The sequence below is a fragment of the Bradyrhizobium sp. BR14999 genome (genome assembly GCF_056106085.1).
In genome coordinates, this window is sequence record NZ_CM148536.1 from 2,800,113 (window position 1) to 2,825,722 (window position 25,610).

Sequence of the window (25,610 nt, forward strand, 5' to 3'; positions counted from 1 at the left end):
GGTCATGTGGCACCGATGCTCCGCTCGAATTCCTGGAATTCAATAATCCAGTCTCTGAAATATTGACGAATGATCGCGTTGAACTCGGCGTCAGTGTAGCTGCTGAAATGCTCGATCAACCAATGAGAGCGGTCTTTGACCTTGAGGAGGTATGGCGATTGAAGAGCATCCAGGAAAGCTGCAGCGTTTTCACCGGCCACGTACATCAGCCCTGCCGCCTGCGTCTCCTGCTCGATAAGGTCGCGCGACATCATCAGAACCAGCCCTTGATGAACGACGCGTCGCCGCACTTCTGCGTCGGGCGAGCGCAACGGTGTTGGTGGATGCAAACTATCCGGGCCGCCCTCAATGGTTTTGGTTCTAACAAGCAAATAGTCGAGTGCCGTCAGGCGCTGCAGATCGAACGCCTTTGGATAGGCCGCGCCGAGCAGGGCTACGGCGCGAATGCCGGCTTCGAGCGGGCCGTTGAACGTGACCTGCTGCCGAGAGGGCTCTATCGCGTCCATTTCAGTTTGTCGTCATTAGCAAGTTGATGGCAAATGCCGTGCCGATCCTGAGTTTGCGCTATTGGTGCGATGGGATTCGCCGTAATCGACATGTCCTGCGCCGCTTTTGTGACCGCGACAACACGCCTGTATCCGTCTGGATAGTCGTCGTCATTGGTATCGACAACACCGGCGAAAATTTCGTGCTGGAGCCGTTCGAACGTGCCTGGCTCGACCTTATCGCGAACAAAAACCCTGAGTGCTTCCGCTTGATAGAACGCCTCGCGTTGTCGCGAAAAATGTTCCCGCAACGCAGGCTTGCCGAGATCCGCGGTCGACGCAACGGGCTTCTTGAGGTGATCGCCGTACGCAAGATAAAGCTGCTCGACATATTTGGTTTCATTCGGGCCAATGGTCGTTGGCGCACAAGCCACGAGGGGGCGCGCAGGGAAACCGCCGCCGAAGCGCGTCAGGTGGTAAGGCGACGTTCGATGCTCGTCGATCAGCGACAGCGGCTGCTTGCCCTTGAAGATCGCAAAGCTAATCGCGTTGACGTGAGCGAGGAAAGGGCCCTGTAGCGCAATTTCCTGTGCGCTGGTGATTTCGGTGCGGCAGTACTTATCCCAGTTGGCAATAAGTTCCTGCTTCAGTTTGTCCGGGTTCATCAGCAGGTTGTTGAGCTTCGTTCCGATTCCGCGAGGCGCAATGAAGGTGTGACTGCGGGGAATGGAATAGTCTCCGCTGAACGAGAACCACAGCACCTTGCCGAGTTCGACGTAAATATCGGAAGGCCGTAGGGGATCGTCGTAGTGTTTGCACTGGTACCCATCCCACACGCCCGTAAAATCTTGACCTGGGTCGAAGACGGCGATGTCGACACCCTTGTCACCCGCGCCGGTCGCCCTCACAACCGTTTTGCCCTTGAAGAAATAGTGCGCCCATTCGTTGGTGAAGGCCTCCCATTCCTCGGCTGAATACAACCGTATCCGCGCGATCGCCGCAACCGGCGGCCCGCTGGTCACCTGATAAGCGGCGACGACAGTCGTTGCGGCTGGGAGAACAATCGGCGTGAAACCCTTCATGGAGGTCATCGTCGCCCAACTGTGCGGGAGCTGATTGGCCGGCGGGAGCTGACGAAGGTACTCGTTTGCAAGGTTGAATCATCCAGTTGTTGCAAGTTGGAGTATGACGTAGCCGCAGGAGATCGCAATATCAATCGATCCGCCTGCTTTTATTGATGTCATCAACTGCCTGTCGACGATGATCGACGGCCCGCTGTTCGTGAGGAATCGAGGCAAGTCGCTTTTTCGTTCGACCGGGCGCGTGATAAACTGACGCTAAGTCAAGCGAGAAGGCTGGGGGATTCGTGGCTTCGGATAATGGAGAGCGGCGCGTCGTGTTTGCGCGCATCGGTTGGATGCTGGCGTACGATGGGCCGCGTGAAGGCGACGAGCGGCCAATCGGGGGCGGCGGTTACAACAAGGCCGACATTGGTCACGAAGCTTATAACTTCCACCCCGCCGCCGGCAGGCTCTACGGTTATTTCCAGCCGAACATGAGGAGTGAAGTCCTCAATCTGGAACGCATCGACCCCGTCGTCGCCGGGAAGGACAGTTTGCGGGAGGTGCTTGTTGTTTTTGTCGCAAAAGCGCCTGTCGGTGGCGGTTGCTGGATTGTCGGGTGGTACAGGAACGCCGAAGTCTGGCGGGAGCGGATACGGCCTTCGCCAGGCAAGCCGAAGGCGTACGGCCATCTCTGCAAAGCCCTTGTGAAGGATTGCGTTCTGCTGCCGCCGGGCAAACGCCGGCACCGGGTCCCGTCACGGGTGGAGGGCGCTTTTGGACGGTCCAACGTTTGCTATTCTCTGGAAGCCGACGGCACGCCGAAGCCGGGCCGCTGGATAGAGGACGCGCTCGACTACATCGACAACTACCAGGGCCCGAACGTGCTGACTGCTCCCGAATCCGCCATCGAGGAAGAGGTTGAAGCCGCAGCCGAGAACGCCCCCGATTTGAACCTATCGATCGCCTTGTAGTCGCGGTTGACCCCCTAAAGTCAGAGTAGCGCGTGTTAAGATATCCAGGCAGTGCAATGGCTATGATCGTGCGACGAATGCCCACTTTCGGTCGGATAAGCCCAGTGGTGCGACCAGTAAGTCATTGATTGTTTTCGACCCGGGGCTGACTCTTAATCAGCGGGTCCCAAGCTCTAGCCCGGGTGCGGCCACGAAGGAAAGAGTCTTCTTCTCCAATAAGTTATGGGGGCGCTCGCCGACAACAAAACGGTCTCGTGCGACGCTTTTGTGGTCGGACGTCCCACGGCCAGATTGCTGTACGACTTCTGTTTCTCTTCGCCCCAAGCGCTCACGCCGCCACAAACAGCGGTCCGTCGTGTCGGTGGTTGCGTATGATCCCATCGCTGGGCACCAACGCTCCCAGCGATACGGCGGACCTCAAAGCTCCGGCGTTTCATCCACAGAAGTTCGCGAAGTGGTGGATGATGCTCAGCTCGGGAACGACGCTCGCTTTCCAGCCCTTGGCCTCGATGTAGGCCACCTCGTCGTCGGTCATTCCGACGAGGACTTTGCTTTGAATCAAAGATGGAATCAAACGGGCGGGCCGAAATAGAAAAATCCTTGTGTGGCAATGGATTGTTGCAGGGTTCGATCCCTCCCGCCCCAGCCAGCGGTAGCTTCACACCGCCTCAGTCTCCACGCATTTCGCCTCACATCACCTCACTGCAGATCGCAGAAGTGCCTGCGCTGCAGCATCTTTTCGCGTTTTTACGCCTCTTGACGCCGCAGTCGAATGAGAAAAAAGGGACCCCCGCAAAATGCCCGCGAAAACCGCCAAGACTCCCGACGTGCTCGGTCTGCCGGACGGCGGCCGGACCCCAAGCGCCCCGGCAAGCGCAAGCAGAAGGCCTACACCTTGGAACGCGGCCTGCGCCTGCATGTGCTCGGCGAGTCGCGCCTGTACTACTCGCCGTGGGAGATGCCGAAGGAGATGCTGAAGGAGGGCCAGACTCGTGCCCCGAAACTGCTTCCGCTCGGCAGCGCCCACAAGGTCAGCTATGCCAAGGCGCTCTCGGCCCACATCACGTTTCAGGATGACATCAAAGCGGGAAAATATCCCGACGCGCCGAAGGCCGGGTCGGGCCGCAACCCGATGAGCTGGCCGGTCTGCGGATGCTCCCATTCGCGAACCTTTGCGATGGTCACAAGAAGACATCCTGCACGGCACTCGTCGGCGGCCATGTACTTGGTCAAGAGTTGATCGCGGATCGTGTTGAAGAGGTCCGTTCCGGAACGCTCGCTAGCTAGCTAGCCACTTTATGTCATTGTTGTCGATGACGGGGCATTGGCGGAACAGACTTTTGTCGGAGGCGGAGCCCCATTTTTCTGCCGTAGGTCAAACAGTGTTTGTTACTTGGCAAGGTCGAAAGTGCTTATTTTTCAATGGGGATTGACTGACACTCTCTCCGCCGCACTGCTTCTCCTGGTGGTGCCGAACATGCGCCCCTTTTCGAGTTTCCGCGAATTCCGCTGCTTTCGCCCGACGATCGGGTTCGTAGCCTTTCAACGTACGTCTCTAAGAGAGTAAGAGCTGAGCCACGGCGGCGACTTATGAACTGCCTCATGCGAAGGACTGGATGAGATATCGTAAGTTCGGTTGGTGTGGGGAAAGACGGTAGCGCTCCCCCGCTACCAATCGTACGAGTTTCTCCGCCAAGCTACGATTTTCCGCGACACCATGCGCTCGAAGGTAGCGCTTCGGGCCGGCGACACGGGTGGTCGCCAGCGCTGGATCAATGGCGGTTGAGCCGATACCGTCGACCGTTGACGCGTCCATCGTTAACAAGGCCGCGCCGCTGCCTCTACCGTCTCCGAACGCGTATCCAAGGCGGCCGGAAGAACATTGATCGGCAGATCGCCAAAGCCGAGGCGTAGAACGGCGAATAAATCTCCAAACCAAGCGCCGTCACCGATTTGAAGCTCGGACTTCGGGAATGCCGACCAGAAGCGCCCAACGCTCCTGCGACATCAAACGCGTCCGGGTTCAATCGAAGGCAGCACGATGCGCCGCCATCCGGCTTCACCCAATCGACAGGACTCTTCTGGTTGTTGACCCTAGGCCGCAACCGTCGAGAGCCCGGTCGCAAGCAGCCTTTGATCTCCACGTCAAACGCGCGCTGGCGGGGCGAGGAGCCTGCGCATGTCTAGCGGCAGTTCATGGCGAAGCGGGCACTTTTTTTCATCGATCGCTTCCCCAATCCAAACGCACTCAGGATCTTTGTTTGGATCATCTCAGCGACGTCGATGGTGTGAGACGAGCGCGAAGAGCTCAAACTTGTCATGATCGAAATCGCTCGCGCATCGCCGGTGGCGATGGCCGGGACGCCTTCGGGGAAGTGCAGCGCGGATAGAGGCGCTTGAACTTGCCATGGCTGCTCCGCAGCTACTCAAGGGGGCGCTGGAATCACGCCTTTGAAATTTGCCGATCATGAATCCGATGTGGAAGTTCCCGTTGCAAGAAATTCTGTGGGGACTCGTTACCGGGATGCCGCCCAAACACAGTAATGGCCCAAACACAGTAATGGCAAAGAGTCGCGTGCGGAACTCTTCGGATGGGGCACACAGTTTCTAGAGCATTTTTTCGTGGAGCGTACCTGAACAGTGGAGCTTTCTTGAACGTCGCGGTCTTTGTTCAATCAATAGAAGATCACGAAGACGATTTTTTCTGTGCCCTACATTGTCCATCATGATGTCTATCAATTTCGCGTGTGGTGCCTGTTGAATGCGGAGACAGGGGATCGCCGGGCCTGAGTTGCAGAGGCTCGAGTTGTCAACAGGCGAGTACGGAGCGGAACAATCAAGCAAATCGTGTTGCGACGATGCCTGCCGCTGCGGCGGGCAAGGCGAGGATATTTTGTCGCTGCGGCGCGACGCATCCTGCGTTCGGGGTGCGTCGCCGTCGTCGGTTGGTCGCTGTGCGAGCAGGCTCACGCGCTCGATTTCTTTGGCCTTTTCGGTTCCGACGATCCGCCGCCGGTCAGCGCCACGACGCTGTCCTATCGGCTGGAGATTGAAGCCAAGACGCTGGATGGCAAGAATGATAGTGACGCCGAGCAGGTGTTGCGCGATGCCTCAGGCACCTATCGCCTCCGACAGGAACCACCGCCGGATGGCGAAGGTCTCGTGCGCCGGCTTCAGGCCGATATCAATCCGCTGCTCGATGCCCTTTGGGGGCTTGGCCGCTATAATGCCCAGATCGATGTAACCGTGGACGGAGTTCCCGTATCCCCCGACGAGACCGGGCTCGCCGCCGCGGCGCGTCGGGCCGACACCTTTCGCAATCGGTCGGTCGTTCCAATCAAGGTCACCGCACGGCTCGGTCCCTTGTTCAAGCTGCGCACCGTCGAAGTGGACTATGCGCGCGAGCAAGCGCCGCGTGGATTGCCGCGCCGCGCCTTTGCGCTGAAGTCCGGCGATCCCGCGATCTCGGCCGACCTGCGCGCCGCGCAGGTGAAGCTCGTGGACTGGTTCCGCAGCAACGGACATCCGCTTGCGAAGATCGCCGACGTCAAGGCCACCGTCGATCATGCGGCCGCCGCAATGGATTTTCGGCTGCGGGTCGAAGCGGGCCCCAAAGCCGGCATCGGCGCTGTCACGATCTCGGGCGGAGATGTCGACCCGAGGGTGGTGGCCACGCATGTCCACCTGAGGGAAGGCGAGCCTTATTCGCCCGAGCGGCTTGCCTTGACGAAGACCTCGATCGCTAGGATCCCAGCCATCGGAGGAATTCGCATCCGCGAGGCCGACAAGCTCGATGCCAATGGCAACCTGCCGGTCTTCATCGATTTGACGGAAAGGCCTAGGCACGCGGTGGGTCTCTCGGCGAAATATTCCACCGTCGATGGTCCCGGCATTGCAGGCTATTACGAGGATCGGAACATATTTGGCGGCGGCGAGCGCCTGAAGCTCGAAGCCTCGGCCTCGCTTCTGCAACGGGTCGACGGCACGTCCTTCAACGGCTTCCATAATCTCCACGCGTCGGATTTTGGCGCGCGATTGACCGCTACCTTCATCAAGCCGGGCATGTTCGGTACGGCCAACGATCTTCTGGTCGAGGCCACTGCGTTCCGCGAGCGTGTCGGCAACAACGACCTCGGCGGTTACGCCGACGATACGGTGCGCGGCACGTTCGGCGTGATCCACCGCTTTTCGGAGGCGGCTTCGCTGCAGGCCGGCCTTCAGGTCGAGCAATCGAAATCGCTGGACGTGCTGGGGCGGGTCGACGCGACGCTGATCGGCTTCACCGCGACCGGCCGCTACGACACCACCGACAATCCGCTCGATCCCACGCGCGGTGTGCGCCTCTCGGCGACCGTCAATGCCTATCCGAAGCTGATGGGCTCCACGATCGATCTATTCGAAGGGCGGATCGCGGGCTCGGCCTACTATGCGCTCGACGAGCAGGCCAATTACGTGCTGGCGGGCCGGTTGGCCGCCGGCTCGCTTGCGGGAGCGCCGCTCGCCGAGATCCCGGATGCGCATCGCTTCTTCGCTGGCGGCGGCGGATCCGTGCGCGGTTACGGGTTCAATACCATTTCGCCGATGATGTTCGGCCAAATCACCGGTGGTCGCAGCCTGATCGAGGGCTCCGCCGAGGTGCGGGTGAGGATCACGCCCACCATCGGCCTCGTGCCATTCTTCGACTTTGGCAGCGCCTCCCGATCATCCCTGCCGGGCTTCGATGATTATGTGGGCTACGGGGCGGGACTTGGCTTGCGTTATCTCACGCCGGTCGGCCCGATCCGCCTCGATGTCGCGACGCCGCTAAATCCACGCCCCGGCGACAGCCGCTACGCAATCTATCTCAGCATTGGGCAAGCATTCTGATGCGCATCCGACGGCCGCTCATCGTCCGTTCCGCCGTCGCCGCCCTCGGGCTCGTCTGCGTCGCGTTGCTCGGCATCGTAGGCTACGGAATGGTGGGCGGGAGCGGCGAGAACCAGCAGGATGTGCTGGCCAGTCTTGTCTCGCGAACGCTCTCGACACCCGCGACCCAGGTCCATGTCGGCGCCGTCGATGGAGTGTTGTCCTCGGATGCCACGGTTCGCGACGTCAGCATCACCGACAAGGACGGAGTCAGGCTGACGCTCGACAAGGCGCGCCTCGTCTGGCGACGCAGCGCACTGCTGCTGGGGCGACTGGAGATCGACCGTCTCGAGATCGGCACGCTTGAGATCAGGCGAAAGCCGCTGCCATCCGACCAGCCTGTCGCCGAGTCCAACCAGCCGATCCTGCCCGACCTTCCGGTGAAGGTGCAGGTGAAGGCTTTCGACCTGCGAGCCCTGACGCTTGGGCAGTCCATTCTGGGTGAAGCCCTCAGTGTCGCGGCGACCGGCAATACCGAGCTCGGCTCGCCCGCCGAAGGGCTCGTCTTCAATCTCGACGCCATCCGCAAGGATTTTCCGGGCCGCTTCAAGGCCGCTCTCGCCTACGTTCCGCAGGGAAATGCGCTGACCCTCAACGTCACGCTTGACGAGCCGGCCCATGGACTCATGTCGAAGCTCGGCCATTTGCCGGGCGAGCCGCCCGTCACATTCGCACTGGGCGGCCAGGGTACGCTCGACAGCTTCCGTGGTGCCCTGAAGTTGCAGGCCGGCCCCACGATCGATGCGACCGGCACGATTACGCTTGACCGAAACGGGGCGGGCCGAGTGCTTGCAACGCGCCTTACTAGCCATCTCGGGCCGTTGTTGCCGGCAATTGCCGCGCCGGTCTTTGCCGGTGAAACCAAGCTCGACAGCACGACGCGTATTGGTGACGACGGCAGCGTCGCACTGGACGGGTTGACGCTCACGAGCCATCTCGCCCGGCTCGACGCGAAGGGCTTGCTCGGAGCCGACAAGATGATGGATTTCGCGGCTTCCATCCGCGCCCTGCCGAGCAACGGCGACGTGACCGAAACCGACCACGGCTCGATCCGCAGCCTCGTCTTCGATAGCCACGTCACCGGCTCGATCAAGGCTCCCACAGCATCGGTCAAGCTCGCGCTGTCGGGTGCTCATCTGCCGGACGGAGACGTCGAGACGCTTGACGCTTCCGTCACGGCCCTCCCTCGCGCCGAAGCCGGCGATCCCGCAACGCGTATTATCCTTGACGCGAACCTGCGCGCCTCCGGCATTGCGGCACGCGACGCGAGTCTGGCGGCCGCGATCGGCAGCACCGCATCGCTCGTGCTCCACGGCGATACCGACCTGGGCGGACGCGCCAGGATCGAGCGTCTCGAGATCGGTACCTCCACGGTTCAGGCGACCTATACAGGTGATGTCAGCGCCGATCGCCTGCATGGCCGTGCTGCCGGAACCGTGCCCGACCTCGGCAACTTTGCCGACCTTGCCGGGCTGAAGCTCAAGGGCTCGGCGGCGTTCGGCCTCGATCTCGACGCGGACCTCCAGCGTGGCAGCTTTGACGCCCGAATGTCAGGCACTGGCGAGAAGCTTGCGACGGGACTTGCGGCGCTCGACGGGCTCGCGGGAGCGCGGCTCGCACTCGCAGCCGATCTCTCTGCCGATGGCCGCGACACTTACACGGTCCGCGGCGCGTCGCTCGATGGAGCCAATGTCGCGGTTCGCGTCAAGGGAACGGTGACGCGCGACTCGAGCGACCTGTCGGCCCGTGTGGACCTGCCGGATCTCTCGGCGGCCGATGCGCGCCTCACCGGTGCGGGAGCTCTCGACGTCGGCATGACCGGCGGGCTCGCGCATCCCGGCGTTTCGTTCGGGGCCTCGGTGGATCGCGCCACCGCGATGCGGCGCCCCATTCCGCATCTGGAACTCGCCGCGACGGTCAACGACATCAACGGGCTCTGTGCCGTCGACGCCAAGCTCAGCGGCTCCATCGACGGCAACCCGGCGCACGGGATTGTTCAGGTGAGCCGCCGATCGTCGGAGCGTGACGATCGCGGAGCTCCCGCCTTTGCCGGATGGCACGCAAAGACTCTCGACATCGCGATCGGCTCGGTGTCTCTGAAGGGCGCAGGAACGGTCGACGCGCAGAGATTCGCAAGCGGGCAGATTCGCTTCGCTGCTGGGGCGCTCGCCGACCTCTCACCGCTTGTTCTCACAGAACTCGCCGGTTCGGCCTCACTCGACCTTGCCGCTTCGGCTGATGGCGGCCAGCAGTCCGTCCGTCTCGTTGGCAAGGGCGCAGGAATCCGTGCCGCCGGTATGGCCATCCGCAGTTTCGATCTGCGCGCCGATGGCGCCGATCTCTACAGCCATCCGGTGCTCAATGCGGATACCCGCGTCAACGATGCCGAGTTCGGCGATCAGACCGTTTCGAACATCGCGCTAACGGCCAGGGGCAATGCCGATACGAGCACGATCGGTCTCTCCGCCAAGGCTGCCGGCTTCGATCTCGATGCCGCGGGTGCGTTGACGTCCAAGGAGCGGACGCGGTTCGATCTCAATCGCTTCATTGCACGGCGTGGCGCCAACGCGATCGTGCTGCAGGGGCCCGCAGGCTTCACGCTCGACGACGGCACGGTGCTGATCGAGCGTCTGGCCCTCGGAATTGGCAGTGGCCGCTTCACCGTCGATGGTAAGGCCGGCAAGGCGCTCGACCTCAAGGCCGTGGCAAGCGCAATCCCGCTCGGCGCGGCCGATGTCGCGATGCCTGGTTTGAGGCTCGCCGGGACGCTTGACGCTTCAGCCGCGATCGCCGGCTCCGCGAGCGCGCCGATGGGTCAATACAACGTGGCCGTCAAGCAGCTCGCGGCGCCGCAGACCAGGAGCGCGGGCTTGCCGCCGATCGACATTGCCGCAAATGGGCGGCTCGATGGAGGCCGCGCGAGCTTGAACACTACAGTTGCCGCGGGAAAAGCCGGCACGTTCACGGCGTCGGGCACGCTGCCGCTCGACGCCACGGCTCCGATTGCGCTGACCGCGAAGGGCCGCCTCGATGCCGCCGTCGCCAATGCGATGCTCTCCGCCTCCGGCCGCACCGTGTCCGGTAGCGTCGCGCTCGATGCCCGTGTCAGCGGCACGCGCGCGAAGCCTCAGATCGGCGGTGTCGCCACCATGAGCGGAGGCACCTTCCGCGACAGCATGCTCGGCACGCGCCTCGATGCCATCGAGGCGAAAATCACCGCCGAAGGAGAGCGGATCGTCGTGGAGCGCCTGGCCGCGGTGACGCCCAACGGCGGCACGTTGTCAGGCTCCGGCCAGGTGCGGGTCGCCCCGGATGCAGGCTTCCCAGGCACGGTCTCGATCCGTGGCCAGCAGGCGACCCTCGCCGCCAGCGCGCTGGCGACCGCTCAGGCCAATCTCGCCCTCGACGTCACGGGCGCCCTGGCGCGCGATCCACGGATTGCCGGTCGCATCGACCTGACCCGCGTCAATGTCAATATTCCGGACCGCCTGCCTTCGACGCTCAAGCCGATCGACGGCATCAACCATGTGAACGCCTCGGGCCAGGTCGCCGCACGCCTTGCGGCTGCGCGCAAGGCGGAGACGCTGAAGGGCAACAAGGGGCACCCGGCGCTCTTCAACGCTTCGCTCGACGTGACGGTCTCGGCGCCGAACCATGTCTTCATCCATGGCCGCGGGGCGACTGCGGAGCTCGGCGGCTCCATTCACGTGGGTGGCACGACCAACGGTCCGGTGCCGAAGGGCGCCTTCTCGCTTTTCCAGGGCAAGCTGGTGGTGCTCGGAAAGACGTTGACCTTCACCAAGGGTAATCTCTCCTTCAACGGAGATCTCGCGCCAGCGCTCGATTTCGCGGCAGAGATACAGGCTTCCGACATCACCGCACAGGTCGCAATCTCGGGACCGGCGGCCGCGCCGGTCTTCGCCTTCCATTCGCAGCCCGAGTTGCCGCAGGATGAGATCCTGTCGCGCATTCTCTTTCAGAAGGCCTCGGGCAGCCTGACGACCTCGCAGGCCGTACAGCTCGCAGGGGCCGCGGCTCAGTTTGCAAGCGGTGGCGAGGGAACGGTGGACCGCATGCGCCGCTCGCTTGGGGTCGACAATCTGGACGTGGGCGCCGGGGCGGGCGGTCCGATGGTCGGCGCCTCGCGCGCGATCGGCGACAGGCTGAGCGTGGGTGTGCGGACGGGCGCGAGCCCCAGCCAGTCAGGTGTGTCGGCCAATGTCGACGTGACGCGCCACATCCGCGTCGAGTCGGATGTCGATGCGAAGGGCTCGACATCCGTCGGGGTCGGCACGCGATTCGAATGGTAACGCAAAAGCGATTTCTTCGACCCATCCCGGCTCATCCGAGAGGGGCGATCATGTGTCGTGCCGCGAGAACGCGAAGGCGCGTCTGCTGTTTGAAAATCGAAGCTGCATGGCAAATCGATATCCCCTGGCTGGAGTGCTCGCAGCGTGAGCGGTGACGAGGTCGGCGATTGCATCGAGCGGAGGCGCGGTGTCCACGGGCCTCATCGCCCGAAGCCGTAGTAGTCACGCACCACAGGCTCGCGCAGCTTGCCCGGCTCGAAGACCTCGATGACGACGCCATCGGGCGCGCCGAGCATGAAATAGCTGCCACCTCCGCCGAGGCGGCGGATCGGATTGGGAATATGCAGGTTCGCGGCCTTCATGCGCTCGTACAGCTCGTCGATGCCGACGACCTGCATGCCGAGATGATGCACGGCGTTCTTGCCCTCGCCGCGCGGCAGTTGGTCGTAGAGATGGATGGCGCCAATACCGACCCTGACAAAGACGTTCCGCGCGCCCGCGACATCTCCGTCCCACATCACCACGGCATCGAACCAAGTCCTATAGAAGTCGATGGTGGCATCGACGTTGGATGCAAACAGATGCACGTGCTGCAGGTGGTAGCGGCGAACGAGGACACCGACACGATCAAGCTGTTCAAGCGCGACCATGCCAGCGGCGGCCTCGTTGCTACAGAGCAGGCCATCCATGTTGGAAGTCCCGTTTGCATTCTCGTCAGGCCAGGTTGATCTGGAGCTCATCTCAAGTAACGAGCCAGCCCGCGCAGCTTCGCTCCTCATGCAGCCAAGCTTCTGGAGTTACTAGGGATTTCCTTTTTTGGAATGTGATGGCGGATCCCTCCCCCGCTGCCGACGACCTTCAAGGCGCATCATCGATCGACGTCTGGCCAAGTCCGCGCCGCGTAGCCGAGCTCGCGGGAGGAAAGGAACTCTTGCGCATGATCGCGGCTTGAATCCGCGGGCCAGCGTCGCCGCCGATTGCTGGTCTGCACGGCCCCACCTCCAAGCCCCTATACTCCCCAAGGATGGGGCCGTGCTTTAGAGCAGGAGGTGCCCATGCCTGAGCCGACCGAGCAGGAGATCAGAGAACGCGCGCACCGACTGTGGGAGCAAGCTGGCAAGCCCGAAGGCCGTGAGGACGAGTTTTGGCAGGCGGCCGAGCAGCAGTTGCGCAACGAGGACAAGTCGAACACCACGCGGACGCCGGATACGCTGTGACCCGCAAGAAATGTCCCTTCTGCCACGGTCTGGGATGGGTCTGCGAAAACCATCCGCTCCGGCCTTGGAGTGAGAAGTTGGGCGGCTGCCGGTGCGGTGAGGGGATGCCCTGCACCTGCAACACGACCGAAGATCCCGAAACAAGGGCAGTGATCGTCGAGGCGGATACGACGTGGCATTAAAGCATGATCCGGAAAAGTGCGAAGCGGTTTTCCGGAAAGATCATGCATAAACAGAAAACTGAAGCGCGATGACGATTCATCCAAATCTCATCGCGCTTTAGAACCGTCACGGCCGGCTCAGTTCGAAATGGTGGTCTGCGTCTGCACTGCACGCGGAACGGAACTCTCGAGAATGAATTGAGGCTCTAAGCAGCATGAGCTGTGGTGCGGGTCCGTTCGCAGGGCGCGGTGTTCACCGTGGACGAGCAGCAAAAGATAGAGCACCAGATCGAGCTTGCAACGCGAGCGGCGGTGCTCGCCAAGGACGAAACCACGGTCACGCGATTCAGGAGCTTTGCCGAGGAGCTGACGCAGAAGCTCCTCCGCATGATGCGGCGCGGCAAGGTGCGGGCTCGCGCCTACGAACTCTGGGAGCAGGCCGGCCGTCCGGCCAACCGCGACTTGGAATTCTGGCTGGAGGCTGAGCGGCAGGTGGAAGAAGGGCGCGAACAAAGGAAAGGCTTTTGACCGAAATAGCGACGATCGCCGCCGGCGCTGGTGATGTCCCGCATTGGCAGCATGGCGCTGGCTCCGGCCGCCCGTCTTGTTGCCATAGAAAAAAGCCGCCGAGGTCTTCACCCTGGCGGCTTCGAAAGTCCGTAGCTGTTGATCGCCTCCCCAGCCTCGTGCGTACCGCCGTTACCTTGTTTGCGGCCATGCACGGTTGTTGTAGGCGAGGGCGGATGATTCTGCTGTGACCTGAATCACACAGTGGGAAGATGATGGAGGTCCGGTGCAAGGTGTCCATAAGGGCCTGCGATGGACCCATTGAGCCGGCCGAGCTCGCCACCGCCTATGTCATGCTCGCCGATCCGCTCTTGAGCTACATATCAGGGGCGACCCTCGCCGTCACTGGCGGCAAGCCGTTTATCTGACCTGCAGCGTCAATGATCGCGTGAACGGTCGTGGAGAGCGCGCTCCCCGTGATCGTGCTGTGGCGTCAGGTGCGATACCAGCTCGCTAGATTCCACGTCGTGACGTCCCAGCCCGACATGTCGACCATGAGGTTGTTGACGTTGGCGTTGACGACGTTGCGGGAGAGCAGCGGTAGGAAGACGTTGGCCTCGCAAAAGGTCTCGTCGACCTTGATCAGCAGTGCGGCGCGCTTGACCGGGTCGAGCTCGTTCTGCGCGGCCTTGTAGGCCTTGTCGGCTTCGGGATCGGAATAGCGGGAGATGTTGCGGCCGAGCCACTTGTTGTCCTTGCTGGCGATCTCCCAGGAGACGCACTGGTTCAGGAAACGCTCCGGATCGGGCTGCGGCTGGGTGGTGTTGTACATCTCCATGTCGGCGTAGAATTTCGAGTAAGTGTCGGGGTTGCCCACATCCGAGGAGAAGAACACCGATGCAGTGACCGCCTTGATCTCGATCTCGATGCCGGCCTTCTCGCAGGCCTGCTTGATGATGGCCTGCGTCTTCTGGCGCGGGGCGTTGGTCGAGGTCTGGAAGACGTATTTGAGCTTCTTGCCGTCCTTCTCGCGGATGCCGTCCGCGCCCTTCTTCCAGCCAGCCTCGTCGAGGATCTTGTTGGCCTTGTCGATGCTGAACTCGTATTTGAGCTTGGGCGACTTGAACTGCTTGGGCGCGTTGACGAAGCTCGCGGTGGCGACTCCGCCGCGGCCGTAGATGAATTTCTGGATCGAATCGCGGTCGAGCAGGAGGTTGATCGCCCGGCGCACGGCCGGATCGGACAGCGTCGGATGCTTGGTCTTGGCGTTCGAACGCTCGCCGTCGACCTCGGTCCACGGGTCGGTTGTGTTGAGGATGATGAACTCGACATTGCCGGACGGCGTGATGTCGAGCTTGCCCTTGCCGCTCGCCTCCATGCGCTTGAGGACCTCCTCCTCCACCTGCATGTTCCACGCGAAGTCATATTCGCCGGTCTGCAGCACCGCGCGCGCTGCCGATACCGCATCGCCGCCACCCTTGATCTCGAGCGTGTCGAAATGCGGCTGGTTCTTGACGTGATAGTCGACGTTGCGTTCGGCGCGGATCAGGTCGCCGGGCTTGAACTCGACGAATTTGTATGGGCCGGTGCCGACCGGCTTCAGATTGGCCGGTGCCTCGCGCGACTTGGCGCCGGTATAGTCGCCGAAATGATGCTTCGGCAGGATCTGGCCGACCGAGCCGACGAAGGGATCGGCCCAGAACGGCGTCGGCGCCTTGAAGATCACCTTGATGGTGTGGTCGTCGATCTTCTCGACCTTGATGTCCTTGTAGGATCCCGTGGTGTAGGCCGCAGTTGCGAGATCCGCGGCGTACTGCCAGGTGAAGACGACGTCGTCGGCGGTGAAGGGCTTGCCGTCATGCCATTTGACGCCCTGCTTCAGCTTCCAGATCACGCTCGTGCCGTCCGCCGCAAGGCTGCCGTTCGCCTTGGTCGGGACCTCGGCGGCGAGGCAGGGGATCAAATTGCCCTCCTTGTCCCAGCCGGCGAGCGGCTCGAAGAAGACGCGCGAGGCCATCTGGTCCTTGGTGCCGATCGCGAAGTGTGGATTGAGCAGGGTCGGGGCCTGCCAGAACAGGAGCTTGAGCGGGCCGCCGCCGCCCGCCTTGGCCGGCTTGTAGGGCAACGTGGCGTCCGCCATCGCCACATCGTTCCAGACCAGGATCTGGCTCGCGATCGGCGCTGCGATTCCGATCGCAGCCACCTTTTGGATGAACGAGCGTCGCGACAGCGTGCCTTGCTTCACCTCCGCGATCAGATTGCGGATTTCGTTCTCGTTCATCGGATGACCTCCACCTCGAAGACAAATCGTCGCCAGCAGCCATCATGTTGCATCATGCACAAGGCGGCAATGCCGGCAAGGCCGCAAGGCCCTGCGACGAAATGACGATGTGGAGCACCCCTGCGGGCGACGACCCGGATCGCCGCCCGAGAGCACCCAGGCGGCGATCCAGTGCGAACTTACGTGAACTTGGGGAAGTTCTAAGGCCGCGCCGAAACGCTAACCCGGTCACTGCTGGCGCATCAAGTTTCGTGATGTTGCCCCAGTCGGAGATTCATTGCAGCCGCCAGGAAATTGCCACACATGACCCCTTGGAGCGCTGGCCTTAGCGGATGCTGACAACACCAATCGCCAGCACCGTGACGCGCCGCACACCCTGCGGAAGGCGCCGTCGTCGCCGTGATTTCGTTTCCTGTTTGGTGCCGAATGGAGAAAGTGCGCCCGCCACCGCCTGCCAATATGGATTTCAATTTCATTGATTTCGCGCGGCAGAGAAGCGAATACGGTTCCATCATTGCCGAAGACCTACGGAGACCAATATGTCGTTTCGCCTTCCCCTGATCCTCGCGACCGTGCTTGCCGCTTGGTCGGCCGCAGCCAGCGCCGAGACCATCAAGATCGGCGTGACGCCGGGACCGCACGCGCAGATCCTGGAAGCGGTGAAGCCGATCGCCGCCAAGCAGGGCCTCGACATCCAGCTGATCGAGTTCTCCGACTATGTCGTGCCGAACGCGGCGCTCGATGCCGGCGAGATCCAGGCCAATTCATTCCAGAACCAGCCCTACCTGGACAACCAGAAGGCCGACCGCGGCTACAAGATCGAGGCCGTCGCGCTCACCGTGAACTTCCCGATCGGCGTGTATTCGAAGAAGCACAAAGCCTTCGCCGAGATCCCCGACGGCGGCAAGGTCTCGATCCCCAACGATCCAACCAACGGTGGTCGCGTGCTACTGCTGCTGCGCGACAAGGGCGTGATCAAGCTGAAGGAGGGCACCGGCTTCAAGCCGACGGTGCTCGATATCACCGAGAATCCCAAGAAGCTGAAATTCATCGAGGTCGATGCGGCGCAGGCGCCGCGCGCGCTCGACGATGTCGACGCTGCCGCGATCAACACCAATTATGCAACTCAGGCGGGACTCGATCCCGTCAAGGATCCGATCCTGCGCGAGGACCCGAAGGGCCCCTATGTCAACCTGATCGCGGTTCGCAGCGCGGACAAGGACAAGCCCTGGGTCAAGACCCTCGTCGACAGCTACCACACCCCCGAGGTCAAGGAGTTCGTCCTGACCAAGTTCAAGGGCGCGGTGCTGCCGAGCTGGTAGGCAGTCTGCCCAGGCTTCAGCGCAGGGGCGATGCCGACGGGCAGCCCTGCGCAATGCCCGCTTGTCTGGAGCTGCGGCAACCGACATCATCGGGGCCCATCCTCGCCCGGCAGGGGTCGTATGAAACGCTTTGCAAACCTGAAACGACTGGGATTTTTCACGCGGCTGCTCGACGAGGCTCCCCCGGCCGAGCGATATCGCTTCGCGGCCGAGCAGATCGTGCGCGCGGAAAAGGCGGGGCTCGATTCCGCCTGGATCGCGCAGCACCATTTCCACGAGCGCGAAGGCGGTCTGCCGTCGCCCTTCGCCTTCCTCGGCTACGTCGCCGCGCAGACCTCGCGCATCCGCCTCGGCACCGGCATCGTCACCTTGCCGCTCGAGAGTGCCGTGAGAGTGGCGGAGGATGCCGCAGTGCTCGATCTGCTCTGCAACGGCCGTTTCGAGCTCGGCGTCGGCACTGGCGGCAACCCGTCGGCCTTCGCCGCTTTCGGTCTCGATAGTGCGCAGCGCAACGAGATCTTTGCCCGCAATCTCGACGTCGTCCGCACCGCGCTGGCCGGCAAGCCGCTTGATGGTGGCGACACGCTCTATCCGCAGCGGCCGGAATTGGACAAGCGCATCTGGCAGGCGACATTCTCGGTCGCGGGCGGTGCCCGTGCCGGCAAGGCCGGCGATGGCTTGCTGCTGTCGCGCACCCAGCCGCGGGCCAAGGAGGCGCCGCGTGCCACGCTGGCCGAGATCCAGAACCCGATCATCGACGCCTATCTGGACGCGCTGCCGCCGGGATGCGAGCCGCGCATCATGGCCTCGCGCAGCGTCTTCGTCGCCGACGACCGGGCTGAGGCGATGCGCCTTGCCGATATCGGGCTGCGGCGCGCGCTGCCGCAATTCCTCAAGGGCGGCCACGCCAAGCCGGGCGAGACGCTGGAGGAGATGGTCATCGCGTTCGACACCCATGTCGGCGCAGCCGACGACGTCATCGCCTCGCTCCGCACCGATGCCACGCTGGAGCGGGTGACCGATCTGGTGTTCCAGGCGCATTCGGTCGACGCGCCGCATCCCTATATCCTGCGCTCGATCGAGCTGGTCGCGGAGAAGGTCGCGCCGGCGCTGGGTTGGACTCGGGCGGCGCCTGGTGTGGCATTGGCGGCGGGCTAACCCGAGCGAAACAGGATGGCGTTGCACGAGGCTGAATGATGGCAACAAAAGATATCATCGACACGCTCGCCGGGATCGAGCCGGGATCGGCCCTGGATGCCATCCGCGCACGCCGCCTTCAGGCGCGCGAGAACGCGCAGAAGAGCTATCTTTCACTGTTCGAGCCGATCGACGCGAGCGAGTTCTCGCTTTCTGAGCGTGCCGCGGTCGCGGCTTTCGTGACCGGGCTCCATGGCGAGTCTCCCGTCGCGGCCTTCTATCGCGAGAAGCTTGCGGCGAACACGGATGGAGCGGCGCTCCCCGCGGCGATCCAGGTCGAGATCGAGCGCGGCAAGACGTCGGGCCCGTATGGCGCCTTTCCGGCTGGCCCGTTGTCGATCGAGAACAAGGCCGGCCTGATCTACCGCGTGAGCGCGGAACGTAAGCCCGATCTCGGCGCCCGGCTTGTTGCGGCGCTCGAGCATGCGCATCTCCTGGTGTTGCGTCCTCGCGATGCCGCCTCCGGCGACATGAAGGCGCTGCTCGCCGCTGGCTGGTCGAACACCGGCATCGTCACCTTCTCCCAGCTCGTTGCGTTCCTGTCGTTCCAGGTGCGCGTCGTTACTGGCCTGCGCGTGCTCGGCGCTTCGCTCGGGCGCACCACGGCCGGCGCGTAAGGAGATCGCATCATGAGCGCTGCAAACCAAGTCAATCCACCCGTCGTCTTTACCCAGGACGAGCTCGGCTGGGTGTCGTGGATCGATCCGCTGTCCGAGGCCGAATTGACCGAGCGGCATTTCGCCGGCCTCGTCGATCGCGCCCGCGCCAAGTCGGAATATTTCCGCCTCCTGGTGCGCGATCCCGAGGTGCTGGAAGCCCGCACCAAGACCGACAAGGACATCTTCTACAACGTCGCCGACGGCCTGCCGCGCGCCGAGCGCGAGCTCGCGGCCGCAGCGACCTCGCGCTACAACGGCTGCATCTATTGCGCCTCCGTGCATGCGCGCTTCGCCAGCACTTACTCCAAGCGTCGCGACGACGTGCAGCGTCTGCTCGACGAAGGCGTCAAGGCCGATCTCGGCGAGCGCTGGAATGCCGTCGTCAAGGCGTCGGTGGCGCTGGCCGCAACGCCGATCGCGTTCGGCCCCGACAATGTCGAGGAGCTGCGCCGCGCCGGTCTCGATGATGCCGAGATCGTCGACGTCATCAATGGCGCGTCGTTCTTCAACTGGGCGAACCGGCTGATGCTGTCGCTCGGCGAGCCCTCGAAATAGGCAATCGCAGCGGCATAGAAATTGCTGCTTGTTTCAACACTGAATGGATGGAGCCGTGCATGAGCAACATCGATCGTCGGTCCCTGGTCAAGGGCTCGCTCGCCGCCATGATGGCAGGAGCCGCCTTCTCGCGCGCAGCCTTCGCGCAATCCTCCGAGCCGATCCTGCTCGGCGTCAGCGGTCCCTTGACCGGCCCCAACGCGCAATATGGCGCGCAGTGGAAGCAGGGCTTTGATCTCGCGCTCGACGAGATCATGGCTGCCGGCGGCATCAACGGCCGCAAGCTCGCCTACCAATTCGAGGACAGCCAGAGCGATCCGCGCCAGTCGGTGGCGATCGCCCAGAAATTCGTCTCCGATCCCCGCATCGTCCTGGAGCTCGGCGACTTCTCGAGTCCCGCCTCGATGGCGGCCTCGCCGATCTATCAACGCGGTGGCCTCGTGCAGTTCGGCTTCACCAATTCGCACCCCGATTTCACCAAGGGCGGCGACTTCATGTGGAGCACATCCGTGAGCCAGGCCGACGAGCAGCCGCTGCTGGCGTCCTACGCCGTCAGGCGCCTCGGCCTGAAGAAGCTCGCGGTGCTGCACCTCAACACCGATTGGGGCCGCACCAGCCGCGACCATTTCGTCAAGGCGGCCAAGGAATACGGCGCCGAGATCGCGGTGACCGAAGGCTACATCGCGGAGGAGCGCGATTTTCGCTCCACCCTGGTGCGCGTGCGCGATGCCAATCCGGACGGGCTGATTCTGATCTCCTATTATTCGGACGGCGCGCTGATCACCCGTCAGGCGCGCCAGGTCGGTCTGAAGCAGACCATCTGCGCGGCAAGCTCGGTCTACTCGCCGAAATTCCTGGAACTCGGCGGCGAGGCGGTCGAGGACGTCCATCTCGGCACGCGCTATTTCCCCGAAGACCCGCGGCCCGAGGTGAAGAAATTCATCGCGGGCTTCAAGGCGAAATATGGTGGGCAGGAGCCCGACGCCTTCAACGCCTATTCCTATGACGCGATGAACATGGCCGCTGCCGTCCTCAAGATCGGCGGCACCGACCGCCGCGCCATCCGCGACGCCTTCGCCAAGGTCAAGGACGTCTCCAGCGTCATCTTCGGCTCGGCGACGTTCGACGTGGCGAGCCGCCGCGTCAAAGGCGCCATGAATGCCGAGCTCGTCGTGCGCAAGGGTCAGTTCGCGCTCTGGGACGGCAAGCCGACCTGACATTGATGGCCGGAGCATCCGCTCCGGCCGCTTCTCTCAACTTGGGACCATCGCGTGGCTTCCTGGCTCGACTACACGATCAACGGGCTGATCGTCGGCAATGTCTATGCCCTCGTTGCGGTCGGGCTCGCGCTGATCTTTGGCGTCAGCCGGCTGATCAACTTTGCCCAAGGCTCGATCTATCTCGTCGGCGCCTATATCGGCTGGGTCGCGGTGGTGCAGCTGCATACACCGCTGCCGCTGACCATCATCGTGGTCGCGGTCGCGGCCGCGATCGTCGGATTGATCATCGAGCGGTTCGGTCTCCGTCCGCTGCAGAACTCGGTGCGTATCGCGCCGCTCCTGGCGACGATCGGCATCAGCTTCGTGCTCGATCAGCTGGTGATGCTGACCTTCTCGCCCAATCCGCGCGCGCTGCCGAGCCAGTTACCGGACGTCCGCTTCCAGGTCGGCAACGGCACGATCGGGCCGCTTGATCTGCTCATCGCCAGCGTTGGCATCGCCAGCGCGCTGCTGCTGTTCGTGTTCCTGCGCTACACCAAGCTCGGCTGGGCGGTGCGCGCCACCGCGCAGGACCGTGACGCCGCGATGCAGATGGGCGTCGACGTCAACCGCGTCAATCAGGCCGTGTTCGGCATTGCGGCGGCGCTCGGCGGCGTCTCCGGCATGCTGGTCGGCATGTACTACAACCAGATCGACACCGCGATGAGCCTTCAGGCCACGCTCAAGGGCGTCGTCGCGGAAGTCGTCGGCGGCGCCGGCAACGTGCCGGGCGCGGTGGTCGGCAGCCTGCTGCTCGGATTGGTGGAGAGCTACGGCGTCGCCGTGTTCGGCACCAGCTACCGCAATCTGTTCGCCTTTCTGCTGCTAGTCGTCGTGCTCGTGCTGCGGCCGAACGGCCTGTTTGCGAGTGCCCGGCAGGCGCCGCCGGAGCCGCTCACCGGCACCTTCATCGCGCCGAGCCGTCCAGTGCGCATTCCGCGCTGGGCATTGCTGGTCGCAGTCGGTGGGTTCGCGATCCTGCCGCTGTTCCCGGTGTCCTTCTACGTGCTCCAGACCCTGATCAACGCCTGGCTGCTCGGCATGCTCGCGCTCAGCCTGACGCTGGTTGCGGGCACGGTGGGCCAGGTCTCGCTCGGCCATGCCGCGCTGCTCGCGATCGGCGCCTACACCGCCGCGCTGCTGTCGCTGGCGTTCTCCGTTCCGGTCGGCCTCGCCATCATCGGCGGCGGCCTGATGAGCGCAGCGCTCGGCACGCTCCTGATCTCGCCGTCGTTCCGTTTGCGCGGGCATTACGTGTCGATCGCAACGCTTGCCATCGGTGAGATCGTGTCGCTGGTGATCCTGAACTGGGAGAGCGTCACGCGTGGCCCGATTGGCATCTCCGGCATCCCGCCGCTGTCGCTGTTCGGCTACGACCTGATCAGCCCGGCGTCGGTCTACTGGTTCAGCCTTGCGGTGATGGTCGTGCTGGCGCTGCTTCAGGGCCGCCTGCTTGCCTCGCATCTCGGCCGCAGCTTTCGTGCCATCCGCGACGACGACATTGCCGCGCGCGCCTATGGCCTCAGCCTCAACCGCTACAAATCGCTGGCCTTCATCTTCGGCGGCTTCGCCGCCGGCGTCAGCGGCGGCATCGCGGCACACCTCTATTCCTACATCAACCACGAGACCTTCAACACGCAACAATCGATCCTGGCGCTGACCGTCGTCATCCTCGGCGGCCTCGGCAACGTCGTCGGCGCGATTCTCGGATCGGTGGCGCTGGTCGGCCTGCCGGAAGTCTTCCGGATCGCGGCGGAGTATCGCATCCTGATCTACGGCATCGTGCTCTTGCTGCTCGTGCGGTTCAGGCCGCAGGGCCTGTTGGGGACGATCTGATGTCCGAGCAGCACATCCCCATGTTGTCCCTGCGCGGGCTGACGCGGCGCTTCGGCGGTCTCACCGCGGTCGACGCCATCGATCTCGACCTCGCCAGGGGCGAGCTGATCAGCATCATCGGCCCGAACGGCGCCGGCAAGACGACGCTGTTCAATCTCGTGACCGGTCTCGACCGGCCCGATGCCGGCACTGTCCGCTTCGCAGGGCAGGACATCACGGGTCTGTCGCCGGAACGGCTCGCAGGCCAGGGCATTGCGCGCACCTTCCAGCTCGGCCGCGTCTTCGGCAATCTCAGCGTCATGGACAACGTCCTGATCGGCGCCCACACGCGGTTGCGCGCAGTGAAGCCGGCCGTGCCGGTGATCGGTCCGCTGCTGGAATTGGGGCTGGCGCTGCTGCGTCCTGCGAGTGTCAGGGACGAGGAGGAGCGGCTGCGCGAAGAGGTGAAAGCCATTCTCGCCCGCTTCGGCGAACGGCTGCTGCCGCGGATCGACCAGCCCGCCTACAGTCTCTCCTACGCCAACCGCCGCCGCGTCGAGATTGCACGTGCGCTGGCGCTGAAGCCGCGCCTGCTGCTGCTGGACGAGCCGACCGCCGGCATGAACCCGACCGAAACCGCGGAGATGCAGGCCCTCGTCGCCGAGCTGAAGGCGGGGGGGCTGACCATCCTCCTGATCGAGCACAAGCTGGAAATGGTGATGCGCCTGTCCGATCGCGTCATCGTCATGGATGAGGGCAAGAAGATCGCAGAAGGGCCGGGCGAAGTGGTGCGGAGCGATCCCAAGGTGATCGAGGCCTATCTCGGCCACGGCCTCTCCGCAACGGCGGAGCAGGAGAGCGCGGCATGACGAACGTTTCTCCCGCACCGCTGCTGGCGCTGTCTGATGTCAACACCTTCTATGGGCAGGCCCAGGTGCATTTCGACCTGTCGATATCGGTCGCACGCGGCCACATCGTCTGCCTGCTCGGCGGCAATGCCAGCGGCAAGTCGACGACGATGAAGATCATCCTTGGCCTCGTAAAACCGCGCTCGGGCGAGGTGACGTTCGACGGTGCCTCGCTGATCGGGCTGACCACGCCGCAGATCGTCCGCCGCGGCATCGCCTCGGTGCCGGAGGCGCGGCGGCTGTTCGCGGACATGAGCGTGCGCGAGAACATCCTGATGGGCGCTTTCGTGCGCAACGATCGCGATATCGTGGCCCAGGATCTCGACAGGATGCTCACGCTGTTCCCGAAGCTCGGCCAGCGGCTGTCGCAGCGCGCCGGTTCGCTCTCCGGCGGCGAGCAGCAGATGGTGGCGATGGCGCGCGCGCTGATGAGCCGTCCCCGCATGATCGTGATGGACGAGCCGACCATGGGCCTGTCGCCGCTCTATGTCGACCGCGTGCTGGAGTTGATCCGTACCATCAACCAGGACGGCGTCTCGGTGTTCATGGTCGAGCAGAATGCCAGCCTCGCGCTCGAGATCGCGCATGAAGCCTATGTGCTTCAGACCGGCAAGATCGTGCTCTCCGGCCCGGCGCGGACACTGAAAGACGATCCTCGCATCCGCGACGCCTATCTCGGCGGCTCGGAGGCTGCGTAGTAATTCGAGCGCGCCGTCGTCTCCCCATCGTCATGGCCGGGCTCGTCCCGGCCATCCACGTCTTGCGGCACGAAGAACGTGGATGCCCGGGACAAGCCCGGGCATGACGGCGTCCTGCAAATTCGCATACGCGGTCATCAACCGACAACTAGTCAGTATGACCATCTTATGAAAAAATCATACCGCTGGCACGACGGGGCGTGCAACGGACGGAATGATTGTGGTGACGAGATGGTCTTTACGGGCGGTCGAGCCCGGAGCGGCGCTGCTGTTCGGGGGGCTCATTGCCGCCAACATCGCCGCGTGGGCGTGGGCCTTTGCGCTGTTTGGCGATCGGCCGACGGTGATGGCGACCGCGCTGCTGGCTTGGGTCTTCGGCCTCCGCCACGCCGTCGATGCCGACCACATCGCCGCGATCGACAACGTCGTGCGCAAGCTGATGCAGGCGGGCGGCGCGCCGCGCAGCGTCGGCCTCTATTTCGCGCTCGGCCATTCCACCGTCGTCGTGGTCGCGACCATGCTGCTCGCGCTTGGCGTGGTGAGCCTTGGCGGCGACAGCCTGCTCAAGGAGATCGGCGGCGTGATCGGCACGTCGGTATCGGCGCTGTTCCTGCTTGTGATCGCGGCCATCAACCTCGCTATCTTCGCCGGCCTGTGGCGGACGTTTCGCGCGGCGCGGGACCAAGGTATCCATGACGCCGCGGGCCTCGATGCGCTGCTGGCCAATCGCGGCGTCCTGGCGCGCCTGCTCGGGCCGATGTTCCGCCTGGTGACAAAGCCGGGGCATATGTACCCGCTCGGCTTCCTGTTCGGGCTTGGTTTCGACACCGCGACCGAGATCGGCCTGCTCAGCATTTCCGCCAGCGAAGCCGCGCGCGGTACCTCGCTCGCCGATATCCTGGTCTTTCCGGCGCTGTTTGCATCAGGCATGGCGCTCGTCGATACCGCCGACTCCGCGTTGATGGTGAGCGCCTATCGCTGGGCCTTCGTCGATCCCCTGCGAAAACTCTGGTACAACCTCACGATCACCGGCGCCTCGGTCGCAGTGGCGCTCTTCATCGGAGGCATCGAGGCGCTCGGCCTGATCAGCGATCGGCTCGATCTCTCCGGCGGCCCGTGGGCGGTGGTCGAGGGCCTCAACGAGTCGCTGGCGAATGTCGGCTTCGTCGTGATCGCGCTGTTCGCGATCGCCTGGCTCGTCTCGGTCCTACTCTATCGCCGCATGTTCTCGGATGACGCGCGACGCTCGCCGGATGCGGCCCGCGGCTTCGATGCGACCGAGGCGGCGTAGGTGAG

Annotated in this window: 20 protein-coding genes and 1 pseudogene; 17 read left to right on the plus strand and 4 right to left on the minus strand. The window is 63.5% G+C overall.

Translation table 11 applies throughout. The features are described 5' to 3' along the window. Nucleotides 1-2: 2 nt before the first annotated feature. On the minus strand, nucleotides 3-506 hold the full coding sequence (locus tag ACR9YP_RS12855) for an ABC-three component system middle component 2 (protein WP_474220049.1): 504 nt from the start codon (nucleotides 504-506) through the stop codon (nucleotides 3-5). Beyond that, nucleotides 494-1,567 (minus strand): ABC-three component system protein, encoded by a 1,074-nt coding sequence (locus ACR9YP_RS12860; protein ID WP_474220051.1) that lies wholly within the window; start codon nucleotides 1,565-1,567, stop codon nucleotides 494-496. Before ACR9YP_RS12860 ends, ACR9YP_RS12855 begins: the two co-directional genes overlap by 13 nt. A 314-nt stretch (nucleotides 1,568-1,881) precedes the next feature. Between ACR9YP_RS12860 and ACR9YP_RS12865 the strand changes: the two genes are divergently transcribed. The 4 genes from ACR9YP_RS12865 to ACR9YP_RS12880 all read left to right on the plus strand — a co-directional run bounded on the left by ACR9YP_RS12865 (nucleotide 1,882) and on the right by ACR9YP_RS12880 (nucleotide 11,735). After that, entirely contained in the window at nucleotides 1,882-2,520 is a 639-nt protein-coding gene (locus ACR9YP_RS12865; RefSeq protein ID WP_474220053.1) for a hypothetical protein, read from the plus strand. An 895-nt stretch (nucleotides 2,521-3,415) separates the two neighbouring features. Next, the gene (locus ACR9YP_RS12870) at nucleotides 3,416-3,760 is read left to right on the plus strand and encodes a hypothetical protein (protein WP_474220056.1); all 345 of its coding nucleotides are present in this window, start codon (nucleotides 3,416-3,418) and stop codon (nucleotides 3,758-3,760) included. Nucleotides 3,761-5,367: 1,607 nt separating this feature from the next. Further along, on the plus strand, nucleotides 5,368-7,386 hold the full coding sequence (locus ACR9YP_RS12875) for an autotransporter assembly complex protein TamA (protein WP_474220057.1): 2,019 nt from the start codon (nucleotides 5,368-5,370) through the stop codon (nucleotides 7,384-7,386). Then, nucleotides 7,386-11,735, plus strand: a complete 4,350-nt coding sequence (locus tag ACR9YP_RS12880; RefSeq protein ID WP_474220059.1) for a translocation/assembly module TamB domain-containing protein — start codon at nucleotides 7,386-7,388, stop codon at nucleotides 11,733-11,735. Before ACR9YP_RS12875 ends, ACR9YP_RS12880 begins: the two co-directional genes overlap by 1 nt. A gap of 200 nt (nucleotides 11,736-11,935) precedes the next feature. Here the strand turns inward: ACR9YP_RS12880 and ACR9YP_RS12885 are convergent, their stop codons facing one another. Continuing rightward, nucleotides 11,936-12,385, minus strand: a complete 450-nt coding sequence (locus ACR9YP_RS12885; protein WP_474220061.1) for a VOC family protein — start codon at nucleotides 12,383-12,385, stop codon at nucleotides 11,936-11,938. Here ACR9YP_RS12885 and ACR9YP_RS12890 point away from each other — a divergent pair. The 4 genes and pseudogenes from ACR9YP_RS12890 to ACR9YP_RS12905 all read left to right on the plus strand — a co-directional run. Next, nucleotides 12,317-12,463, plus strand: a complete 147-nt coding sequence (locus tag ACR9YP_RS12890; RefSeq protein ID WP_474220063.1) for a beta-propeller fold lactonase family protein — start codon at nucleotides 12,317-12,319, stop codon at nucleotides 12,461-12,463. The two genes, ACR9YP_RS12885 and ACR9YP_RS12890, sit on opposite strands and share 69 nt — an antisense overlap. A gap of 327 nt (nucleotides 12,464-12,790) precedes the next feature. Then, entirely contained in the window at nucleotides 12,791-12,952 is a 162-nt protein-coding gene (locus ACR9YP_RS12895; RefSeq protein ID WP_474220065.1) for a DUF2934 domain-containing protein, read from the plus strand. Nucleotides 12,953-13,362: 410 nt separating this feature from the next. After that, on the plus strand, nucleotides 13,363-13,641 hold the full coding sequence (locus tag ACR9YP_RS12900) for a DUF2934 domain-containing protein (protein WP_438104845.1): 279 nt from the start codon (nucleotides 13,363-13,365) through the stop codon (nucleotides 13,639-13,641). Between the two features lie 296 nt (nucleotides 13,642-13,937). After that, nucleotides 13,938-14,048 (plus strand): annotated as a pseudogene (locus ACR9YP_RS12905) (NAD(P)-dependent oxidoreductase); the annotation flags it as partial. 65 nt (nucleotides 14,049-14,113) lie between these two features. Here ACR9YP_RS12905 and ACR9YP_RS12910 read toward each other — a convergent pair. Continuing rightward, entirely contained in the window at nucleotides 14,114-15,901 is a 1,788-nt protein-coding gene (locus tag ACR9YP_RS12910) for a peptide ABC transporter substrate-binding protein (protein ID WP_474220067.1), read from the minus strand. A 539-nt stretch (nucleotides 15,902-16,440) separates the two neighbouring features. Between ACR9YP_RS12910 and ACR9YP_RS12915 the strand changes: the two genes are divergently transcribed. The 9 genes from ACR9YP_RS12915 (at nucleotide 16,441) to ACR9YP_RS12955 (ending at nucleotide 25,605) form a co-directional block, all read left to right on the plus strand. Beyond that, nucleotides 16,441-17,223 carry a MetQ/NlpA family ABC transporter substrate-binding protein gene (locus tag ACR9YP_RS12915; RefSeq protein WP_474220069.1) on the plus strand — a complete coding sequence of 261 codons (783 nt, stop codon included), beginning with the start codon at nucleotides 16,441-16,443 and terminating at the stop codon, nucleotides 17,221-17,223. A gap of 120 nt (nucleotides 17,224-17,343) precedes the next feature. Further along, nucleotides 17,344-18,381 (plus strand): putative FMN-dependent luciferase-like monooxygenase, encoded by a 1,038-nt coding sequence (locus ACR9YP_RS12920; RefSeq protein ID WP_474220071.1) that lies wholly within the window; start codon nucleotides 17,344-17,346, stop codon nucleotides 18,379-18,381. A 38-nt stretch (nucleotides 18,382-18,419) separates the two neighbouring features. Further along, a complete protein-coding gene (locus tag ACR9YP_RS12925; RefSeq protein WP_474221059.1) occupies nucleotides 18,420-19,037 on the plus strand; it encodes a CMD domain protein in 618 nt (205 codons plus the stop codon). A gap of 12 nt (nucleotides 19,038-19,049) precedes the next feature. Continuing rightward, complete coding sequence (locus tag ACR9YP_RS12930; RefSeq protein WP_474220073.1) at nucleotides 19,050-19,634, plus strand: alkylhydroperoxidase domain protein; 585 nt, start codon at nucleotides 19,050-19,052, stop codon at nucleotides 19,632-19,634. A 59-nt stretch (nucleotides 19,635-19,693) separates the two neighbouring features. Next, on the plus strand, nucleotides 19,694-20,851 hold the full coding sequence (locus tag ACR9YP_RS12935; protein ID WP_474220075.1) for an ABC transporter substrate-binding protein: 1,158 nt from the start codon (nucleotides 19,694-19,696) through the stop codon (nucleotides 20,849-20,851). 54 nt (nucleotides 20,852-20,905) lie between these two features. Then, complete coding sequence (locus ACR9YP_RS12940) at nucleotides 20,906-22,729, plus strand: ABC transporter permease (protein ID WP_439358509.1); 1,824 nt, start codon at nucleotides 20,906-20,908, stop codon at nucleotides 22,727-22,729. Beyond that, on the plus strand, nucleotides 22,729-23,577 hold the full coding sequence (locus tag ACR9YP_RS12945; RefSeq protein WP_474220077.1) for an ABC transporter ATP-binding protein: 849 nt from the start codon (nucleotides 22,729-22,731) through the stop codon (nucleotides 23,575-23,577). Before ACR9YP_RS12940 ends, ACR9YP_RS12945 begins: the two co-directional genes overlap by 1 nt. Then, on the plus strand, nucleotides 23,574-24,314 hold the full coding sequence (locus ACR9YP_RS12950; RefSeq protein WP_474220079.1) for an ABC transporter ATP-binding protein: 741 nt from the start codon (nucleotides 23,574-23,576) through the stop codon (nucleotides 24,312-24,314). Before ACR9YP_RS12945 ends, ACR9YP_RS12950 begins: the two co-directional genes overlap by 4 nt. Nucleotides 24,315-24,528: 214 nt before the next feature. Beyond that, nucleotides 24,529-25,605: a HoxN/HupN/NixA family nickel/cobalt transporter gene (locus ACR9YP_RS12955; protein WP_474220081.1), complete on the plus strand. Its 1,077-nt coding sequence runs from the start codon at nucleotides 24,529-24,531 to the stop codon at nucleotides 25,603-25,605. The last annotated feature ends 5 nt before the right edge of the window (nucleotides 25,606-25,610 follow it).